This is a genomic window from Lentzea rhizosphaerae, from assembly GCF_042649515.1.
In the GTDB taxonomy this organism is placed as follows: domain Bacteria; phylum Actinomycetota; class Actinomycetes; order Mycobacteriales; family Pseudonocardiaceae; genus Lentzea; species Lentzea aerocolonigenes.
In genome coordinates this window covers 135139-155398 of the sequence record NZ_JBHRZI010000022.1, presented here as the reverse complement: position 1 = coordinate 155398, position 20260 = coordinate 135139, and the positions used below count along the sequence as shown (strand labels likewise).

Below are 20260 nucleotides of genomic sequence, written 5' to 3'. Positions count from 1 at the left end.
ACAACACGGCCCTAACCGCCGTCAGCTTCACCATGCCGTTTTATCGGACTACACGAGGTGGCAAATGGCTTTTCACCGTAGGAAATCCACGATCTGGCTGACCGCCGCAGCAGCGGCGATGGCCGTGGTCGCTGGTGGCGCGACGGTGGTGGCCATCAGTTCTTCTGATGGCGCCGCACTCGCCGACGGGGCGGACAAATCCCAGTTCGTCGACATCACGAAGGTGAAGCCGAACGTAAAGAAACCAAAAGAGCAGCAAGGCGCCACCAAGGGTACGTTCACCGTCGACTGCGGCCGCAACGAGAACCAGCACTTCAACCCGGACAACTTCATCGCGCAGCCCGGTGTCCGCAACGGTGCCCAGCACCTGCACGACTACGTCGGCAACCTGTCCACGAACGCGGACTCCAACAACAAGTCGCTGCAGAAGGCCGGCACGACCTGCAAGAACGGTGACAAGTCCGCGTACTTCTGGCCCGTCGTGCGCATCAACGACGGCGAGGAGGGCGAAGAGGCCGAGCAGCAGCAGCCGCCGAAGAAGGACGACAAGGCGCAGCAGGACAAGGACAAGGCCGACAAGGCCGCGGCCCGCCTCGAGTGCCCCGACGTCGCCTCCCTGCTGCCCGAGGACGTGCCGAACGCCGCCCAGGCGGAGATCGACAAGGAACTCGCGAACATCGAGAAGGTGACCGACGAGGCCGAGAAGCGGCTCGAGCAGGTCAAGGCGCAGGACGTCAACAACATCATCGTCGGCCCGACGCGGGAGAAGCGCGCCGCCATCCTCAACCGGATGATGCTGGCCTTCAGCCGCCAGGGCAAGCAGGCTCCTGACCTGAACCCGGCCGCCGCCTGCACGGTCAAGGAAGCCGGTCAGGCCTCCAAGGCGGACAACGGCGCCGAGAACAACGACGAGGCCCAGGCCGAAGGCACCGAGAACAAGAAGAACCAGAACAACAAGGAAGAGAACGCGAACAACGAGCTCGAGGGCAACGAAGGCGAGATCCAGCGCCCCGAGGTCGTCGACCTGACGTTCCGCGGTTCCCCCGTCGGCAAGGTCGTCGCGATGCCGAAGTTCCTGCGGGTCCTCTACGGCGACGCGAAGGCCGGTCAGAACGGCCCGAAGAACGCCCGTGACTCGTGGACGTGCACCGGCTTCGAGGACAAGGTGCTGCTCAACAAGTACCCGATCTGCCCGCAGGGCTCGAAGGTCAAGCGCATCCACGACTTCCCGAGCTGCTGGGACGGCAAGAACATCGACTCGGCCAACCACCGCGACCACATCGTGTTCCCGGACCAGAACGGCAAGTGCAAGAACGGCTTCAAGGCCGTTCCGCAGCTGCGGATCTCCCTGACCTACAACATCCCCAGGGAAATCCAGCAGCAGGGCCGGTACGCGGTCGACTCCTTCCCGGAGGAGGAGCACAACCCGCTCACCGACCACGACGACTTCGCGAACGTGATGTCGCAGCAGATCATGAACCGACTGGTCAACTGCGTGAACACCGGCAAGAAGTGCAAGGAGTGACGCAGTTCTGACAGCGAGAATCCCCCGGTGCACCTCCCGCGCACCGGGGGATTTTCGTTGTCCCGCAGGGGATGTCCGCAGCCGCAGAACTGGCTGTTCACAACCAGGAACCGTTCACCACCATGAACATCGTCCCGGGACGATTGACCGCAAAGGTTTAGACCACTAACACTGGGCGCATGGTCACCCGTTCCTGCGCGGTGCTGATCGCACTGCTGGCATCGTTGCTAGTACCGGTCACCGGCTCCCCCGCCTCGGCGGCGCCGGCGACGTTCGTCCACCCCGGCGTCCTCGTCTCCCGTCCGCAGCTGGACTTCATGCGCACCAAGGTCCAGGCCGGCGCCCAGCCGTGGAAACTCGCCTACGACCGCATGATGGCGTCGAAGTACGCCGACCTGAACCGCACGCCGAGGCCGCGCGCGGTCGTCGAGTGCGGTCCCTACTCCAACCCGAACTACGGCTGCACCGACGAGCGTGAAGACGCCATCGCGGCCTACACCCTCTCGCTCGCCTGGTACGTGACGCGCGACAACAGGTACGCGGCCAAGGCGATCCAGATCATGGACGCGTGGTCCGCCACCATCCAGGACCACACCAACTCGAACGCCCCGCTGCAGACCGCCTGGTCGGCGAGCAGCTGGCCGCGGGCCGCCGAGATCATCAAGCACGTCCACGGGAACTGGCCCAACAGCGCCAGGTTCGGCACCATGCTCCGCAACGTCTACCTGCCCGAGATCCAGAACGGCCGTGCGAACACCAACGGCAACTGGGAGCTCAGCATGATGGAGGCGTCGATCGGCATCTCGGTGTTCCTGGAGGACCGCGCCGCCTACGACAAGGCCATCGGCATCTTCCGCACCCGCATGCCCGCCTACGTCTACCTGACCACCGACGGATCCCTGCCGAAGACGCCGCCGGGCAGCGGCATCGACACCCGCTCGGAGATCATCTCCTACTGGCAGGGCCAGTCCACGTTCGTCGACGGGCTCTCCCAGGAGACCTGCCGCGACTTCACGCACACCGGCTACGGGCTCGCCGCGGCCGCGCACCTCGCCGAGACCGCGCGGCACCAGGGCCAGGACATCTGGGGTGAGATCAAGGACCGCATGCGGCACGCGTGGGGGCTGCACACCAAGTACCAGAACGGTGAGCCGGTGCCGTCGTGGCTGTGCGGCGGGTCGTACAGCCAGAGCCTCGGGCCGACGTCGGAGGTGTCGTTCAACGCGCTGAACACCCGGCTGGGCATCGCGATGGCGAACACCCAGCGCTACACCGAGGCACAGCGTCCACAGGGGACGAACAACCTGTTCGTGGCCTGGGAGACGCTGACCCACGCAGCGAATCCCGCCTAGTAACGACTAGCGTGCCTTCATGACCGAGACACCGGACGTGAAGCCACGCAGCCGCGACGTGACCGACGGCCTGGAGCGCACCGCCGCGCGCGGCATGCTCCGGGCCGTCGGCATGGGTGACGAGGACTGGGAGAAGCCGCAGATCGGCGTCGCCTCGTCGTGGAACGAGATCACGCCGTGCAACCTGTCGCTGGACCGCCTGGCCAAGGCGTCCAAGGACGGCGTGCACGCGGCGGGCGGGTATCCGCTCGAGTTCGGCACGATCTCCGTGTCGGACGGCATCTCCATGGGCCACGAGGGCATGCACTTCTCGCTGGTCTCGCGCGAGGTGATCGCGGACAGCGTCGAGACGGTGATGCAGGCGGAGCGCCTGGACGGTTCGGTGCTGCTCGCGGGCTGCGACAAGTCGTTGCCCGGCATGCTGATGGCCGCCGCCCGGCTCGACCTCGCGAGCGTCTTCCTCTACGCAGGGTCGATCCTGCCCGGCCGGGTCACGCTGACCGACGGCACCGAGAAGGAAGTCACGATCATCGACGCCTTCGAGGCCGTCGGGGCGTGCTCCAGGGGCCTGATGAGCCGTGAGGACGTCGACCTGATCGAGCGCGCGATCTGCCCCGGCGAGGGCGCGTGCGGCGGCATGTACACGGCGAACACCATGGCCAGCGCGGCGGAGGCCCTCGGCATGTCGTTGCCGGGCAGCGCCGCTCCCCCGGCCACCGACCGGCGCCGCGACGGGTTCGCGCGACGGTCAGGGCAGGCCGTGGTCGAGATGCTGCACCGGGGCATCACCGCCCGGCAGATCATGACGCGCGAGGCGTTCGAGAACGCGATCGCCGTCGTGATGGCGTTCGGCGGCTCCACCAACGCCGTGCTGCACCTGCTCGCGATCGCGCACGAGGCCGGCGTCGAGCTGTCGCTGGACGACTTCAGCCGCATCGGCGCGCGCGTGCCGCACCTGGCCGACGTCAAGCCGTTCGGACGGCACGTGATGACCGACGTCGACCGCATCGGCGGCGTGCCCGTGGTGATGAAGGCGCTGCTGGACGCCGGCCTGCTGCACGGGGACTGCCTGACGGTCACCGGCCGCACGGTGGCCGAGAACCTCGCCGACATCGCGCCGCCCGACCCCGACGGTCTGGTCCTGCGCGCGCTCGACAAGCCGATCCACCACACCGGCGGCATCACGATCCTCAAGGGCTCGCTCGCCCCGGAAGGCGCCGTGGTCAAGTCCGCGGGCTTCGACTCGGACGTCTTCACCGGCACCGCGCGGGTGTTCGACCGCGAACGTGCGGCGATGGACGCGCTGGAGGACGGCACGATCACCGCGGGCGACGTCGTGGTGATCCGCTACGAGGGCCCGAAGGGCGGGCCCGGCATGCGCGAGATGCTCGCCATCACCGCGGCGATCAAGGGCGCGGGCCTCGGCAAGGACGTCCTGCTGCTCACCGACGGCCGGTTCTCCGGCGGCACCACGGGCTTGTGCGTCGGGCACGTGGCGCCGGAGGCGGTCGACGGCGGGCCCATCGCGTTCGTCCGCGACGGCGACCGGATCACGTTGAACGTCGCCGAGGGCACCCTCGACGTGGACGCCGACCTGGAGAGCCGCCGGGAAGGCTGGGCGCCGCTGCCCCCGCGCTACGAACGCGGCGTGCTGGCCAAGTACGCGAAGCTCGTCGGCTCGGCTTCGCGCGGGGCGGTCTGCGACTGAGTGTCGCCTGATCGGCTGAATCCGCCGTGCGGGCGCGGTCACCTGGTCGGTGGGGACCTGCGATCGCTCCCGCGGCGGCGGGTACCTCGCGTTGGCAAGCGGACAGCCGACGCGGGAGGACAGCACGATGATCGATCAGACGCACGTTGAGGCTCTGTACGACTGCGACGTGATCGACAACAAGGGCGAGAAGATCGGTTCCGTCAAACAGGTGTGGCTCGACGACGGCACCGGGGCGCCGATGTGGGCCGAGGTCCACACCGGACTGTTCGGGATGAAGGAGAGCTTCGTCCCGATCCAGCAGGGCCACGTGGCGGGCGGCGCGATCACCGTCCCCGTCGCCAAGGAGCAGGTGAAGGACGCGCCGAGCGTGCACATCTCCGACGACCACATGTCGGACGAGGAGCAGGAGGCGCTCTACCGGCACTACGGGATGATCCCGCGGGCCAAGACCGGTGAGCACGACCGGCTCCCGGGCAAGCGCGGTGACGCGGCCGAGGTGACGCTCTCGGAGGAGAAGCTCGACGTCGGCACCCGCAACGTCGAGACGGGCAGGGTGCGGCTGGTCAAGCACACCGTCACCGAGCAGCGCAACGTCACCGTTCCCGTGACGCACGAGGAGGTCCGGGTCGTGCGCGAGCCCGCGAAGGGCGCCGCGGGCAGGGCGTTCGCCGACGAACGGGCGGAGGTCACCCTGCACCGCGAGGAACCGGTGGTGCAGAAGCGCACGGAGGCCGTGGAGCGCGTCCGGCTCGAGAAGGACGCGGTCACCGAGCAGCGCAACGTCAAGGGCGACGTCCGCAAGGAACGCGTGGACGTCGAGCGCGACGACGACCGCCGCTGAGGTGAGCCGGCCGCTCACCCGGCGGACACCAGTGCGCTGACCGGGGAGATCTCCGGAACGAAGACGAGAGCGTCGTAGGCACCGCTCAGCGACCGCACCTCGAGGTAGTGCTCGCCGTCGCGGGCCGGGTCGTAGACGCCGGAGATCAGCCGTGTCCGCCACGGCGCGTCGAGAGCCGCGGGAACTCCGTCGCCCAGCGGCACGGTCCGCGCACCGCCCGCCGCGCCCAGGACGTCCTCGAGAGAGCCTGTCGCCGGAGGGGGAACGTCGACGCCGTGGGCCCGGCCGTGGCCGAACGTCACGTGCACCGCCGCGTACGCCTCGCCCAGCTCCGCACGCAGGTGTCCGCCCATCATGGCGTCCGCGGCGACGTGCGCGCTGCCCTCCCACAGCACGACCCGTGCGGGGCGCAGCGCCAGCACCCGCTCGGCGGCCGCGCGCTCCTCGCGGTCGGCGTCGTACCCCACGCCGATCGCGTTCGCGTGGTGGTCGACGATCGCGTCGAGGAGGCCGCCGGCCTCGGCACCGGCCTGGCCCGCGATCGCCCGTGCCTCGCGGGCGAGTTCCACGAACGGGACGCCGGGATGGGTGCCGTGCGCCCGCTGCACGTGTTCACCGCTGTCGTGGGCGGTGCGGATGACGTCGAACAGCTCACGGATCTTCGCTGCCTCCGGCGGGGCGACCAGGTCAAGCACGCGGTCGTAGTCGGCGGGCAGGACCTTCGATCCGCCCACACCGACCACGCGCACGGGGTCGCCGGGGTGCTCGGCGTTGCGTCGTCGCAGCGACTCCAGTGCTTCGCGCATCTCCTCGGTGCGCCACGGTCCCCACGCCTGGCGCAGCGCGGCCTCGACGTCGACGTCCTCGCCGCGCACGTACCGGTCGTACAACTCGACGACCCGCGGGTTGTCGAGGATCGCGATCACCCGGAAACCCCGCTCGACGAGCGACCACGTCGTCCGCGCCACGACCGCGAACGTCTCCCGCCCCGCCCGAGTCCCGGTGCCCAGCCCGACGACCGAGGCGTGCCCCACCAGATCGGCGAGCGCCTCCGCGTCCGTGTCCGCGCGCTGCGCGCCCAGCCAGTCGACCAGCGCGTACGGGCGGTCGTGGCGCGCTCGGCGCAAGGCGTGCGCCCACCACGTCAACTCGCGCAGGGCCTGGCCGATGGCCGTGTGCTCACCGGCGGGCGGGTGGTAGCGGCCTTCCGACAGGTGTTCCCAGGGCGCGGAGAGCGCGACCATGCGCCGGGTGGTGACCATCGACAGCTCGGCGAGAACCGGACGCAGGTGCTCCCCCGCCAGCAGCCCGCCACGCACGCCGTAGGGCACGACAGTCGCGGGCTTGAACATCCACTCGCCGTGGTGCCAGTCGAGGAAGCGCTTGAGGCTCGCCGGGTAGGCGTGGTTGTACTCGGGCGTCACGATGACGAAGCCGTCCGCGGCGGCGAGCACGTCCGACACCGGCGTCCGCGCCCCACCGCCGGGCCGCAGATCGGCGTCCGGTGGCAGCTCGACCTCGGCGAGGTCCACCACGCGGGTGCGGATGCCGCCGGGCACCTGCGCGACCACCCAGTCCGCGACCGTCCGCCCGATCCTCGGCTCCCGCACACTCGCGACCACGACGACGAATTCCAGTTGTGCACTCATGATCGCCAGGTTGCAAGTTGAACCTATGTTGAGGTCAAGCTCGCTACCGTGGCGGTATGACGCATGCCATCGCACTGACCGTCGGCGACGTGGCCCGTGCCGCGGGTGTCGCGCCCTCCGCCGTCCGGTTCTACGAGAAGCACGGCGTCATCACCGCCACCAGGGACGGCGGGGGCCGGCGCGTGTTCGACGACTCCGCCTCGTGCCGGATCAAGGTCGCGAAGCTGGCCCAGCGGGTGGGGCTGACCGTCCGGGAGATAGCAGAGCTGTTCGCGGACCTGTCACCGTCGGCCGGCACGCAGGAGTGGGGCCGCATGGCCGCCGCGCTGGTCGACGAGTCCGAGCGCCGCCTGGCCGACCTCCGCACCTCGCTGGCGGAGATGCAGGCGGGCGGCCCGCTGTGCGGCGTTGTGGACAGGCTCGGCTAGTAAAGGCTGTCGAGGGTGTCCGCGTAGCGCTTCTCGATCTCACGGCGGCGCGGCTTCAGCGACGCGGTCAGCAACCCGTCCTCGACGCTGAAGTCGTGCTCCAGCACGGCGAAGCGCTTGATCGTCTCGTGCCGCGCGAGCTGTCCGTTGACGGTCTTGATCGCGTTCTCGACCTCTTCCTCGGCGTTGGTGAGGCCCTTCGCCGTGTCCGGGTCGAGCGTCACCAGCGCCACGCAGTACTTGCGGCGGTCGCCGTGCACGATCACGTTGCTGATGTACGGCGACGCCGCGTTGATCATGCTCTCGATCCGGGTGGGCGCCACGTACTTGCCGCCGGAGGTCTTGATCAGTTCCTTCTTGCGGTCGGTGATCTTCAACCGTCCGGCGTCGTCGACCTCGCCGATGTCACCGGTGTGCAGCCACCCGTCGATCAACGTCTCGGCGGTGGCGTCGGGCCGGTTGTGGTAGCCGCGCATGACGCCGGGACCGCGCAGCAGGACCTCGCCGTCGGCGGCGATCTTGACCTCCATGCCGGGGATCGGCGGGCCGACCGTGCCGATCCTGATCATGCCCGGCCGGTTGAAGAACGTCGCCGCGGACGACTCGGTGAGCCCGTAGCCCTCGAGGATCGTGATGCCTGCCCGTTCGAAGAACTCCGCGATCTCACCGGCGAGCGGCGCCGAACCCGACACGAAGTAGCGGATCCGCCCGCCGACGCGTTCGCGCAGCTTCCGGTACACCAGCCGGTCCGCGAGCCAGCGCGTCGCGGGCCCGTGCTCGCGGTCGGCCCACCGGAAGATCTTCTCGGTGAGCCCGCCCTTCTCCCGCGCCCCCGCGACGATCCGGCCGTGGATCTTCTCGAAGATGCGCGGCGCGGCGGCCACGATCGACGGCCGCAGCTCGCCGAGGTTGTCGACGATCCGCTCGACGCTGCCGTCGACGGCGGTGGGCACGCCCGCGGCGATCATCGCCATCGTGAGCACCTTGCCGAACGCGTGCGAGAGCGGCAGCCACAGGAAGTGCAGGTCGGTGGGCTGCAGAATGCCTAGGGACGCAATGGCTTCCGATGTCGTCAGCCAGTTCTCGTGGGTGAGCTCGACGCCCTTCGGCGTGCCCGTGGTGCCCGAGGTGTAGATCAACGTCGCCAGGTCGTCGGGCCTGAGCTCGTCGATCAACGCGTCGTAGTCGCCGTTCTTCCGGGGAACCTGACCGAACCGCAGCACCTCGACGCCGTCCGGCACGAGCCCCGCGTGCTCGTCGGTCTCGACGACCACGATGCGGCTGCCCGAGTCGTTGACGATGTGCGCGACCTCGGCGGCGGTGCTGTTCGGGTAGATCGTGGTGGTGGCGCCCCCGGCGGCGAGCACGGCGAGGTCGGTGACGATCCACTCGATGCTGGTGCGCCCCATCAGCGCCACCCGGTCGCCCTTGCGCAGACCCTTCTCGCGCAGCCCGAACGCTTCCTCCGCGACGCGTTCCTGCAGCTGGACCCAGGTCAGCGTCGCCCAGCCACCGTTGTCGCGGTACCGCATCGCCTCGGCGTCGGGCGTGCGGGCGACCCTGTCGCGCAGCAGGCCGGGAATCGACAGCGCCATTGCTTCTCCCCTTCTCTGGAGCGTCGCTCCAGAGCGGTACTCTAACTCTCGTGGCCGACCGAAGACAGTCTCTCCTCGACGCCGCCCTGAAGCTCGTCGAAGAAGGCGGCCTCGACGCCGTCACCATCGCGGCGCTGACCGAGCGTTCCGGCATGTCGAACGGCAGCATCTACCACCACTTCGGCAGCCGCGCGGGCGTCTTCGCCCAGCTCTACGCCGACAGCTACGCCCGCTGCGTCGCGGCGATGCGACCGGCCCTTTCCGCACGCCCGGCCAGTGACGTGGTGCGAGACCTGGTGCTGCGCTATCTGGACTGGGTGACGGCGAACCCGAGTCGCGCCCGCTTCCTGTACGCGGCTCCCGACCACGCCGACCCGTCGGCCAAGCAGGCGGAGTTCGAGCCGGTCCTGACGTGGTTCCTCGAACGGATGGCGTCCGGCGAGCTGCGCGCGGTGCCGCCGTGGGCGATGGAGCCCGTGGTGATGGGGCCGGCGCACGAGTCGGTGCGCCGGTTCCTGCTCGGGGTGTTCGACCTGGGCGAGGCGCGCGAGATCATCGCGGACGCCGTCTGGGCCGTGCTGAAGCCCTAGCTCTGGTCGTTCTCCGTGCTCTCACGGGCGTTGATCACCACGTCGCCGGCGATGTGACCGATCTGCATCACGGCGCCGGTCGTGTCGCCCGAGATGATGTTCGTGCGGTTCTGGTCGAACTGCCCGGTCTCGTTTTCGTCTTCTTCCCCAGTCATACCTGATCTATCTGCTGGAGCCCCAGTTCGTTAGCACTAGAACACACGTTCGATTATGCTGCGAACCATGCGCCAGGGTTCACTGTTCGACCTGGAGGCGGAGCCGGTGCTGACCCCGCTGGCCCCGCGCCGCACCGAGCTGGGCCACGGTGCGTGGATCGACGTCCAGCCCGCCTGGCTGTCCGGCGCCGACGCGCTCTTCGACCAGCTCGTCTCCGAGGTGCCGTGGCGAGCCGAGCGCCGCCAGATGTACGACAACGTGGTCGACGTGCCGCGCCTGCTCTGCTTCTACAGCGGTGCGCTGCCGTTCGACGTGCTGACCGAGGCCCGCGCGGCGCTGTCCGAGCACTACCTGCCGGAGCTGCGCGAGCCCTTCACCACGGCCGGGCTCTGCTACTACCGCGACGGGCGGGACAGCGTGGCGTGGCACGGCGACACGATCGGGCGGGGACAGACCGAGGACACGATGGTGGCGATCCTGTCCGTGGGGACGCCGCGCGCGTTGTTGCTGCGGCCGCGTGGGGGTGGGGAGACGCACAAGTACGCGTTGGGGCACGGGGATTTGCTGGTGATGGGCGGGTCTTGTCAGCGGACGTGGGAGCACGCGGTGCCGAAGACTTCGAAGCTTGTGGGGCCGCGGATCAGCGTTCAGTTCCGTCCTCGCGGGGTTCGTTGAGGTCCTCGCGACCCTGGACCCACTGCTCCAGGGCTTGTGCTTTGTCGTGTTCCCCCAGCCGTCTCAAGTCGTCGGCGAGGTGGCGGGCAGACTTGATGGTGGCTGGGTGGTCATCGCCCAGGACACGCCGCCGACGCTGAAGCGTGTCCTCATCCAACTCCCGGACTTTGTCGTGTTCGCCCAGCTGGAACAGGCAGTCGGCGAGGTTGCTGGCGGACGTCAGGGTGTCGGGGTGATTGTCACCGAGCACCCGGCGCCGACGCCGCAACGTGTCCTCATGCAGCTCCCGCGCCTTCACGTACTCCCCGGAGCTGGACAGGCCGATGGCGAGGTTGCTCGCCGACAGCAAGGTGTCCGGATCATCGTCACCGAGCACCCGGCGCCGACGCCGCAACGTGTCCTCGTCCAGCTTCCGCGCCTTCACGTACTCCTTCAAGCCGTAAAGGTCGACGGCGAGGTTGCAGGCCGACATCAAGGTGTCCGGATGATCATCACCGAGCACCCGGCGCCGACGCCGCAACGTGTCCTCGTCCAGCTCCCGCGCCTTCACGTACTCCCCGGAGCTGGACAGGTTGACGGCGAGGTTGTTGGCCGACCTCAAGGTGTCCGGATGATCGTCACCGAGCAGCCGACGCCGCCGTCGCAAGGTGTCCTCGTCCAGCTCCTGCGCCCTCACGTACTCCGCCCGCACTCGATGAATCAGCGCGAGGTCGTGCACGTAGTCGAGGGTGGTGGGATCGTCGTCGCCGTGGCTTCGCCGGCGAATGGCGTGTGCCCTTTGCGCGGGGGCGAGGGCTTGGCGTGGCTGATCGCGGCTGACGAGGTAGACGGCCCTGAGGTGGAGAAGCCAGGTGAGGTCCTCCGAGTTCGAGCTGAGGAACGCGGTGCGATCGGGTGCGGTGGCGGTGAGGACGTGGGGCAGCAGCCGGTGCCAGGCAGGCCAGGCAGCGGGGGTGTTCCACGCATAGCCAAGATCCGCGTTGCGCAGCAGGCGAAGTGCGATCACAGGCCATCTGTCGTCCGACGCGGAGAGGCGGCTGCGCAGCAACGCGGCGGGAACGCGGTGCAGCAGAACGCTTCCCGTCTCGACCCGGGCCAGCGCACGGCGTTTGAGCCTGCGCAGGGTCGCGGCGAGTGCGAGCGGGTCTGCCGCCGTGGTGGCCAACGGCTCGGGCAACAGCTCCGGGTGGTCGGTGATCAGGGTCAGCGGCACCGGTTCCGGCGCCAGCCACGCCAGCAGCGTGAGCAGCTGCAGCCCGGCCACGTCACGGGCCGCGAGGGCGTCGAAGGCAACTGACCACGAAGCCGCCACCGACAGCCGGCCACCAGCCGTGTTCTCGTCGGAGAAGTCGTGGTGCAGGAGCTCCGCGGCACGCGTCTCCAGCAGGTTCAGGTAGCTCTCGGGGGTCAGGCCGCCTTCGGCCAGCAGTGCCGCGGCCTGGTCCAACGCCAGCGGCAGGTGGCCCAATGCCTCCCCGAGTCGTCGCGCGTCCGCGTCGCCCAGACCCGCGACCCGCGCCCGCAACAACGCGGCGGACTCCGCCGGTTCGAACAGGGCGACCTCGACCTGGGTTGCCACGCCCTGCCAGTCGGGGCACCGCGAGGTGATCAGCACGCGGGCCTCGCCGCCCGGCAGGAACCGGGTCAGCCCGCCGGGTTCCTCGGCGTTGTCGAACACCACCAACGACCTCGGGTGCGCCCACAGGTGGCCGAGCACCCTGGCGAGCACGGCTTCGACCGGTTCACCCGGCACCGCGAGGCGCAACGCCTGCGCCAGCTCGGCGAACTGTTCCGCGATCAGCTCCGGGCGCTCGGCCGAGACCCACCAGACCACGTCGTAGTCGCGGGCGTACCGGTGCGCGTACTCGATCGCCGTGGTGGTCTTGCCGACGCCGCCCATCGCGTGGAGTGCCTGCACGACGGCGGGGCTGTCCCCCGCGAGCGCCGCCCGCAGTTCCTCCAGCAGGTCCTCCCTGCCGGTGAACAGCGCGGACCTGCCGGGCACGTTCCACACCCGCGTCACCGCCCCACCGCCGACGGTGGTCTGCGGGCGGTGCAGATCGGTCAGGGCGTGCAGCACCGATGCTTCGAGATCACCTGGTGTCGACACCACGGCGGCCGTCACGCCGCTGTCCTGCAGGCGTTGCCGGAACCCCTCCTGCCGCGCGCCGTGCTGCGGGTCGCGGAAGAGGCCCGCAGGGCCGTCCGTGTCGTCGCCGAGCAGGAACACCAGCCGGGGCAGGCCCAGTTCGCCGGCCGCCTCGAACTCCAGCTCGGTGTAGGACAGCTCGGGGCGGTCGCGGACCGGTGAGCCGTAGCGGAACCCGGCCACGAGCACGTACACGTCCGCACCGGCCACAGCTTCGCGGCAGACGTCCGCGGGGGTGTTGTCTCGGGCGGCGAAGTAGGCCATGTCCACCACCGCGTCACCTGCCCGCGACACCGCCGACTCCACGGCGGCCACAAAGGACCGGTCGGCCGGGAAGCGCCGCAGCTCCGACGTGTGACTGATGAACACCCGCCGGGGAATCGCCATGGCACTCAGATCGTCTCGGGAGCGCAGAACGTTGCAATTCCACCACGCAAAGGAATCACACGGCCTGAACAGCCAGGAGCGCCAGATCGTCGTGGTCGTCGCGATCCAGCCACTTCAGCACCGCCTCCTCGCAGTGCCGCGCGATCTCCTCCGCCGACAACCCCTTGCACTCCTTGAGAACCGTCCGCAGCCGCTGCTCCCCGAACAGCTCGGTGCGGTCGGCGTGGGCGCGGGCCTCGGTGAAGCCGTCGGAGTACAGCACCAGCGTGTCGCCGGGTGCCAGGGTGACCTGCTCGCCGTGGAACCGGACGTCGGCCAGGATGCCGACGATCGCACCCGGCGCGCTCACCTCCTGCACCGTGCCGTCCGCGCGCAGGATCAGCGGTGCGGGGTGGCCGCCGGCCGCGAGTGAGAGGCGCACTCCGCCCGACGCCAGCGGCACGAGCTCGCCGACGACGATCGTGGTGAAGAGCTTGGAACCGGTGGCGCGCAACGAGGTGTTCAGCAGGTGCAGCAACCGCACCGGGTTCGTCTCGACGAGCGACAGCGCCTGCAACGACTGCCGCACCCGTCCACTGTGGACTGCGGCTTCCAGGCCGTGGCCGCAGACGTCGCCCAGCGCGAACGTCGCCGTCCCGTCCGTGCGCGGGTGCACGTCGTAGAAGTCGCCGCCCACCAGCGCGCGTTGGTGCGCCGGGACGAAGACCGAGGCCAGCGTCACGCCACGCACCTCGGGCAACGGCAACGGCAGCAGGGCCGAGCGCAGCACTTCGATCATCCGCTGCTGCTCGGTCAGCTTCGACGCGGACTCCAGCGCCACCGCGGCGTGCTTGCCGAACAACCGGACGCGCTCGACGTCGTGCGGCGCGAAGTCGCCGCGGCGCAGCACCGCCAACGCGCCGCCGACGCCCAGCGGCACGGCCAGGGCGCAGCCGAAGTCCTCCGGCACGCCCCAGCTACCTTCACCCAAAGAGGTGATCCTGGTCAGCGTCGACGTGCCCGTCAGCACCTCCGTCAACGTGGAGGCGCGACGGGGTGTGCGCGTCACCGAGGGTTCGCCGCCGCCGCAACTCCACCACTCCAGGCGGTCACGCGTGGCGGGCACCACGGCGACGCAGTGCTCCCCCAGCAACTCCGCCGCGAGCTGCACGATGGTCTTCAGCGTGACCTCGCGCGAGGTGCCGCCCGCGAGCCGCAGATGCGCGTGGTCGAGCGTGGAGTCCGTGAAGTACCAGGCACTCCAGCCCTCGCCGAGGTCGTGCTGGCGCCCTGCGACGTGCACGTCGAAGCGCTCGCCGACGCACAACCGGGGGAACCGGTCGGCGGCCGCGGCGTTGCGCACGCGCACCACCCCGGCGGGGTCCACGACGAGAACGGCTTCGCGCAGCCCGTCCACCAGGCGCTGCCAGCCGTCCAGGTCGATGCCCACGGCGCTGCTCATCCGCTTGTGTCCTGCGCAGACGGCCGGATCATCACGGCCTCCTGCGGGTCGTTGGCGTGCATCGCGGCATCAAGTTACCTCGCTCCCAACCTAACGTGGCAGTCTTGGCTGCGACCACCGAGGCACGGAGGCTTGGAGTGACCACGGCCAACGAAGAGACGGACGCGACCCTCGAACGGGTTCTCTCGGCGATGAGAGACCTGCGTGACGGCAACTTCCGCCGCAGGCTCGTCGTGCCGGGGAACGGGCCCGTGTCGGCGCTCGCGGACGTGTTCAACGAGATCGCGGAGCGCAACCAGTGGCTCGCCGGTGAGCTGGGCAGGGTCCGGCAGGCGGTCGGCCAGGAGGGCAGGCTCACCGAACGGGTGGCGCCCGCCGGCACCGCCGGCGGCTGGTCCCTGATCGCCGACTCGGTGAACGGCCTGGTCGAGGACCTGATGCGGCCGACGACCGAGCTGAGCCGCGTGCTCGCCGCCGTGGCCGAGGGCGACCTGACCAAGCGCATGTCCGACCAGACGCTGCGCGGTGAGTTCGCCACGCTCGGGTCGACGGTGAACGGCCTGGTCGACCAGCTGTCGTCCTTCGCGGACGAGGTGACGCGTGTCGCCCGCGAGGTCGGCACGGACGGCCGCCTGGGCGGTCAGGCGAAGGTCCCCGGTGTCGCAGGTACGTGGCGCGACCTGACCGACAACGTCAACTCGATGGCGAACAACCTCACCAACCAGGTCCGCAACATCGCCCAGGTCGCGACCGCGGTGGCGAACGGCGACCTGACCCAGAAGATCACCGTGGACGTCTCCGGCGAGATGCTGGAGCTCAAGAACACACTGAACACGATGGTCGACCAGCTCTCGTCGTTCGCGGACGAGGTCACGCGCGTCGCCCGCGAGGTCGGCACGGACGGCAAGCTCGGCGGCCAGGCGAAGGTGCCCGGCGTCGGCGGCACGTGGCGCGACCTGACCGACAACGTGAACTTCATGGCGGAGAACCTGACCACGCAGGTCCGCAACATCGCCCAGGTCACCACCGCCGTCGCGCAGGGCGACCTGACCCAGAAGATCACCGTCGACGCGCGCGGCGAGATCCTCGAGCTCAAGTCCACGATCAACACGATGGTCGACCAGCTCAGCTCGTTCGCCGCCGAGGTCACCCGCGTCGCCCGCGAGGTCGGCTCGGACGGCCGGCTGGGCGGTCAGGCACAGGTCCCCGGCGTCGCCGGCACGTGGCGCGACCTGACGGACTCGGTGAACGTCATGGCGAACAACCTGACGACCCAGGTCCGCAACATCGCCCAGGTCACCACCGCCATCGCGCGCGGCGACCTGACCCAGAAGATCACCATCGACGCCCGCGGCGAGATCCTCGAGCTCAAGTCGACCATCAACATCATGGTCGACCAGCTGTCCTCGTTCGCGGACGAGGTCACCCGCGTCGCCCGCGAGGTCGGCACCGAGGGCCGTCTCGGCGGTCAGGCGACCGTGCCCGGCGTCGCGGGCACCTGGCGCGACCTGACCGACAACGTCAACTTCATGGCGAACAACCTCACCAACCAGGTCCGCAACATCGCGCACGTCGCGACCGCGGTGGCCAACGGCGACCTGTCGCAGAAGATCACCGTCGACGCGCGCGGCGAGATCCTGGAGCTGAAGTCGACCCTGAACACGATGGTCGACCAGCTGTCGTCGTTCGCGGAGGAGGTCACCCGCGTCGCCCGCGAGGTCGGCACGGACGGCCGCCTGGGCGGTCAGGCCCGCGTGCAGGGCGTCGCCGGCACGTGGAAGGACCTGACCGACAACGTCAACCTGATGGCGGACAACCTGACCGACCAGGTCCGCAACATCGCCGCCGTCGCCACCGCCGTCGCGAACGGCGACCTCTCGAAGAAGATCACCGTCGAGGCGAAGGGCGAGGTCGCGACCCTCGCCGACACGCTGAACGGCATGGTCGACACCCTGCGCGCGTTCGGTGACGAGGTCACCCGCGTCGCCCGCGAGGTCGGCACCGAGGGCATCCTCGGTGGTCAGGCGCGCGTGTCCGGCGTGGCCGGCACGTGGAAGGACCTCACCGACTCGGTGAACTTCATGGCGGACAACCTCACCAACCAGGTGCGCAACATCGCCCAGGTCACCACCGCCGTCGCCCAGGGCGACCTGACGAAGAAGATCGACGTCTCGGCCCGCGGCGAGATCCTGGAGCTCAAGACCACGATCAACACGATGGTCGACCAGCTCTCGTCGTTCGCGGACGAGGTCACTCGTGTCGCCCGAGAGGTCGGCACCGAGGGCAAGCTCGGCGGCCAGGCCGAGGTCGACGGCGTGGCGGGCACGTGGTCGAAGCTGACCGACAACGTGAACCAGCTCGCGTCCAACCTGACCACCCAGGTCCGCGCGATCGCCGCTGTCGCCACCGCCGTGACCGCGGGCGACCTGACCAGGCAGATCACCGTCGACGCCTCCGGAGAGCTCGCCGAGCTCAAGGACAACGTCAACCAGATGATCGCCAACCTCAAGGAGACCACCCGCGCGAACCGCGAGCAGTACTGGCTCAAGACCAACCTGGCCCGCCTGTCCGGCCTGATGCAGGGCCACCGCGACCTCCGCGCGCTGGCGTCGTTGATCATGAGCGAGCTGACGCCGCTGGTCAGCGCCCACCACGGCGCGTTCTTCCAGGTCCAGGAAGACGACGACGCCAAGCAGACCCTGGAGCTCACCGCCTCCTACGGCTTCCGCCTGGACGCCGCCCGCGTGACGCACGTCGCGATGGGCGAGTCACTCGTGGGCCAGTCCGCGGTCGAGAAGAAAACGATCCTGGTCAAGGACGTGCCGGGCGGCTACCTGACCGTCTCGTCGGCCCTGGGCGAGTCGGCACCGGTGAACCTGGTGATCCTGCCGATCCTGTTCCAGGGCGAGACGCTGGGCGTGATCGAACTGGCCTCGCTGAACGTCTTCACCGACGTCCACCTGGACCTCCTAGACCAGCTCAAGGAGGCCATCGGCGTCAACGTGAACACGATGCTCGCCAACTCCCGCACCGATGCCCTCCTGGTCGAGTCCCAGCGCCTGACGACCGAGCTCAGGGCCGGCTCCGAGGAGCTGGAGGACCGAGCACGCCAGCTCCAGACGGCGTCGAAGTACAAGTCCGAGTTCATGGCGAACATGTCCCACGAACTCCGAACCCCCCTCAACTCCCTCCTGATCCTCGCCAAGCTCCTCGCCGACAACCTCGACGGCAACCTCAACGCCAAACAGGTCGAGTTCGCCCGCACGATCCACTCCTCCGGCTCGGACCTCCTGCAGCTGATCAACGACATCCTCGACCTCACCAAGGTCGAGGCGGGCCACATGACCCTGCACGAGGACCCGGTCCGCCTGGACGAACTGGTCCGCTACGTGGAAACCCTCTGCCTCCCCCTGACCGCCGAGAAGAACCTGGAGTTCTCCGTCAGGGTCGACCCGAACGTCCCGGAAACCCTCCGCACGGACGAGCACCGCCTGCAACAGATCCTCCGCAACCTCCTGTCCAACGCGGTGAAGTTCACCCACGACGGCGGCATCCGCCTGCACGTCCGCATGGACGACCCGTCAACGGTGGCGTTCGACGTCCACGACACGGGCATCGGCATCCCGGCCGAAAAGCTCGCCGTCATCTTCGAGGCGTTCCAACAGGCAGACGGCACAACCTCCCGCAAGTACGGCGGCACGGGCCTGGGCCTGTCCATCAGCCGTGAACTGGCCCAACTCCTGAACGGCGCCCTCCGAGTCCGCTCCGAACCGGGCATCGGCTCGACGTTCACCCTCTGCCTCCCCCTCGGCAAGGTCGTCAACGACACCTTCGTGGTCCCAGAACCCACCCCGATCGTCACCCCGGCCCCCGTACTCGCGGCGTCGGGTTCAATCCGCTTCCACGGCGAAAAGGTCCTGGTCGTAGACGACGACCTGCGCAACGTCTTCGCACTGACGAGCGTGCTGGAACTACACGGCCTGGAAGCCATTTACGCCGACAACGGCATAACGGGCGTGCGCGCGCTGGAACAATACGACGACGTGGCCATCGTCCTGATGGACATCATGATGCCCGAACTCGATGGCAACGCGACGATTTCGGCCATCCGGGCAATGGAACGGTACGCCGATCTTCCGGTGATCGCGGTAACGGCCAAGGCGATGAAGGGCGACCGAGAAAAGTCACTGGCTTCGGGAGCCACGGACTACGTGACGAAGCCGGTGGACACCGAACACCTGATCCGGTTGATCGCCTACTACCTCGGCGTCTCAGCCGAGGCCTGAGGCTTTTGACGCACGCGGGGCCCTTTCGTGCTCTCTGAGTGAACGAAAGCTCCCCGCGTGCACTCAGGGATGCGTCAGCTCGCCGTGTCCGCCGACTCCTGTACCGCCGCGTCCACCGTCTCGTGCAGGCTCAGCACCTCGGCCACGTCCGCCAGCTCGAACAACCGGCGCACCGGCGCCTGCGTGGCGGCGATCCGCAACTGGCCCCCGGCCTCAGCCAACCGCCGATGCCAGTCCAACACCAGCGCCAGCCCAGTCGAGTCCATGAACTGCAACCCCGACAGGTCCAGCACCGCATGCCTGCCCGTAACGTCCGAATCGAGCCGTGCGGACAGCAGGGGGACGGTGTCGATGTCCAGCTCACCGGCGACGGCGAGCACACGCCATCCCCGCTGGACCTCGCTGCCGACGTTGAGCTCCATCGTCGCCGTTCCTTCCGCCACGCCCGACTCCGTGCGACCCAAATCGTGCAGCACGGGGGCCGACCATGCGACCACCGGGGGGCTGAAAGATCCGAACGGGCCGCCGGATGTGCGACGATGCGCCTTGTGTTGAACGACCCACTGGCTGAGGTGCGGGTGACCCTGACCGCCGAGGGCGGCTCGTGCGCTCGGGCACGTCAGGTGGTGCGTGACGCCGCTTCGTCGTGGGGTCTGCCTGAGGACCTCTCGGACGACGCGCAGCTCGTCGTGACCGAGCTCGTGTCGAACGGGATCGACCACGGTGAGGGACCGATCACACTCACCGTGAGCAGGAAGACGGGCGGCATGCTCGTCGAGGTGCACGACGAGTCGCCGAAGCAGCCTCAGCTCAGACCCGTGGACCCCAGCTCGGCGCGTGGCCGGGGGATGCAGCTGGTGCAGGCGTTGAGCGTGCGCTGGGGCACCACACCCGGTGATGACGGGAAAGTGGTCTGGGCCGAGTTGGCGTCCTGAAAACGGGTACCTCAAGCCCTATGACAGCGACACCGCCTGATCCCGACCCGCAGCGCACGCCGGGGCTCGAGCCCGGAGGCGGGGTGCGGCCGGGTGACACCCCGCCGGAATCCGGGCAGACCTCGGGCCTGTCCCACCGCGAACCGACCCCTCCGAAGGCGACCACCGGGCGGATCGTGATCGCGCTCATCGTGCTGATCGCCGTCCTGGTGGCCGCGATGATGCTGACCCAGGCCTTCCTGCTCGCCTAGTTGCCGGAAAGACGCGACGCCAGCAGGCGCTTGCCCTGCTCGGCACCCTTGCGGCTGTCGTTCTGCGCCTTCTTGAAGAACTCCGCGAGCTCGTTGTCTCCGTCGCGTTCCGCGTCCTGGATGAACGTCTCCAGGCGCAGCGCGTTGTCGAGGCACGCCTCGGTGAACCAGAGGATGTTGTAGTCCTTGTCCTTCGTACCCGTGACGTGACCGGTCTCCGTGGTCGACACGGCTCCTCCTCGTCTATCAGGGAATTTGCGGTCACTCGGCGTGTACCCGCCGTGGCCTG

17 protein-coding genes are annotated in these 20260 nt (G+C 69.1%); 10 read left to right on the top strand and 7 right to left on the bottom strand.

What is annotated here, in order from left to right; all coding sequences use genetic code 11:
• Positions 1 to 64: 64 nt before the first annotated feature.
• From ACFOWZ_RS27140 to ACFOWZ_RS27125, 4 genes are all read left to right on the top strand, one after another.
• On the top strand, positions 65 to 1525 hold the full coding sequence (locus tag ACFOWZ_RS27140; protein ID WP_382376718.1) for a DUF1996 domain-containing protein: 1461 nt from the start codon (positions 65 to 67) through the stop codon (positions 1523 to 1525).
• 179 nt (positions 1526 to 1704) lie between these two features.
• The gene (locus tag ACFOWZ_RS27135; RefSeq protein WP_382376717.1) at positions 1705 to 2877 is read left to right on the top strand and encodes an alginate lyase family protein; all 1173 of its coding nucleotides are present in this window, start codon (positions 1705 to 1707) and stop codon (positions 2875 to 2877) included.
• 19 nt (positions 2878 to 2896) lie between these two features.
• Positions 2897 to 4585 carry a dihydroxy-acid dehydratase gene (gene ilvD / locus ACFOWZ_RS27130; protein ID WP_382376716.1) on the top strand — a complete coding sequence of 563 codons (1689 nt, stop codon included), beginning with the start codon at positions 2897 to 2899 and terminating at the stop codon, positions 4583 to 4585.
• A 127-nt stretch (positions 4586 to 4712) separates the two neighbouring features.
• Positions 4713 to 5429: a DUF2382 domain-containing protein gene (locus ACFOWZ_RS27125; protein WP_382376715.1), complete on the top strand. Its 717-nt coding sequence runs from the start codon at positions 4713 to 4715 to the stop codon at positions 5427 to 5429.
• Positions 5430 to 5443: 14 nt separating this feature from the next.
• Here the strand turns inward: ACFOWZ_RS27125 and ACFOWZ_RS27120 are convergent, their stop codons facing one another.
• Entirely contained in the window at positions 5444 to 7078 is a 1635-nt protein-coding gene (locus ACFOWZ_RS27120; RefSeq protein WP_382376714.1) for an NAD(P)H-dependent oxidoreductase, read from the bottom strand.
• A gap of 56 nt (positions 7079 to 7134) precedes the next feature.
• Here ACFOWZ_RS27120 and ACFOWZ_RS27115 point away from each other — a divergent pair, with 56 nt between their 5' ends.
• Positions 7135 to 7506: a MerR family transcriptional regulator gene (locus tag ACFOWZ_RS27115; protein WP_382376713.1), complete on the top strand. Its 372-nt coding sequence runs from the start codon at positions 7135 to 7137 to the stop codon at positions 7504 to 7506.
• On the opposite strand, the gene ACFOWZ_RS27110 is transcribed toward ACFOWZ_RS27115, so the two are convergent.
• Positions 7503 to 9101: an AMP-dependent synthetase/ligase gene (locus ACFOWZ_RS27110; protein ID WP_382376712.1), complete on the bottom strand. Its 1599-nt coding sequence runs from the start codon at positions 9099 to 9101 to the stop codon at positions 7503 to 7505. The genes ACFOWZ_RS27115 and ACFOWZ_RS27110 overlap by 4 nt on opposite strands.
• 50 nt (positions 9102 to 9151) lie before the next feature.
• On the opposite strand from ACFOWZ_RS27110, the gene ACFOWZ_RS27105 reads away from it, so the two are divergent.
• Complete coding sequence (locus ACFOWZ_RS27105) at positions 9152 to 9691, top strand: TetR/AcrR family transcriptional regulator (RefSeq protein ID WP_382376711.1); 540 nt, start codon at positions 9152 to 9154, stop codon at positions 9689 to 9691.
• On the opposite strand, the gene ACFOWZ_RS27100 is transcribed toward ACFOWZ_RS27105, so the two are convergent.
• Positions 9688 to 9846 carry a hypothetical protein gene (locus ACFOWZ_RS27100; protein ID WP_382376710.1) on the bottom strand — a complete coding sequence of 53 codons (159 nt, stop codon included), beginning with the start codon at positions 9844 to 9846 and terminating at the stop codon, positions 9688 to 9690. The genes ACFOWZ_RS27105 and ACFOWZ_RS27100 overlap by 4 nt on opposite strands.
• Positions 9847 to 9913: 67 nt before the next feature.
• On the opposite strand from ACFOWZ_RS27100, the gene ACFOWZ_RS27095 reads away from it, so the two are divergent.
• Positions 9914 to 10522 (top strand): alpha-ketoglutarate-dependent dioxygenase AlkB, encoded by a 609-nt coding sequence (locus ACFOWZ_RS27095; protein WP_382376709.1) that lies wholly within the window; start codon positions 9914 to 9916, stop codon positions 10520 to 10522.
• Here the strand turns inward: ACFOWZ_RS27095 and fxsT are convergent.
• Positions 10488 to 13058 (bottom strand): FxSxx-COOH system tetratricopeptide repeat protein, encoded by a 2571-nt coding sequence (fxsT, locus tag ACFOWZ_RS27090; RefSeq protein WP_382376708.1) that lies wholly within the window; start codon positions 13056 to 13058, stop codon positions 10488 to 10490. The genes ACFOWZ_RS27095 and fxsT overlap by 35 nt on opposite strands.
• Positions 13059 to 13113: 55 nt before the next feature.
• Positions 13114 to 14499, bottom strand: a complete 1386-nt coding sequence (locus ACFOWZ_RS27085) for a PP2C family protein-serine/threonine phosphatase (protein WP_382376707.1) — start codon at positions 14497 to 14499, stop codon at positions 13114 to 13116.
• Positions 14500 to 14636: 137 nt separating this feature from the next.
• On the opposite strand from ACFOWZ_RS27085, the gene ACFOWZ_RS27080 reads away from it, so the two are divergent.
• Entirely contained in the window at positions 14637 to 18785 is a 4149-nt protein-coding gene (locus ACFOWZ_RS27080) for a hybrid sensor histidine kinase/response regulator (RefSeq protein WP_382376706.1), read from the top strand.
• A gap of 74 nt (positions 18786 to 18859) precedes the next feature.
• On the opposite strand, the gene ACFOWZ_RS27075 is transcribed toward ACFOWZ_RS27080, so the two are convergent.
• Positions 18860 to 19228 (bottom strand): STAS domain-containing protein, encoded by a 369-nt coding sequence (locus tag ACFOWZ_RS27075; RefSeq protein WP_382376705.1) that lies wholly within the window; start codon positions 19226 to 19228, stop codon positions 18860 to 18862.
• 96 nt (positions 19229 to 19324) lie between these two features.
• Between ACFOWZ_RS27075 and ACFOWZ_RS27070 the strand changes: the two genes are divergently transcribed.
• Complete coding sequence (locus ACFOWZ_RS27070; protein ID WP_382376704.1) at positions 19325 to 19720, top strand: ATP-binding protein; 396 nt, start codon at positions 19325 to 19327, stop codon at positions 19718 to 19720.
• 20 nt (positions 19721 to 19740) lie between these two features.
• Complete coding sequence (locus ACFOWZ_RS27065) at positions 19741 to 19971, top strand: DUF6480 family protein (protein ID WP_030468811.1); 231 nt, start codon at positions 19741 to 19743, stop codon at positions 19969 to 19971.
• Here ACFOWZ_RS27065 and ACFOWZ_RS27060 read toward each other — a convergent pair.
• Positions 19968 to 20201, bottom strand: coding sequence for a hypothetical protein (locus ACFOWZ_RS27060; protein WP_382376703.1), 234 nt, complete (start codon positions 20199 to 20201; stop codon positions 19968 to 19970). The genes ACFOWZ_RS27065 and ACFOWZ_RS27060 overlap by 4 nt on opposite strands.
• Between the last annotated feature and the right edge of the window lie 59 nt (positions 20202 to 20260).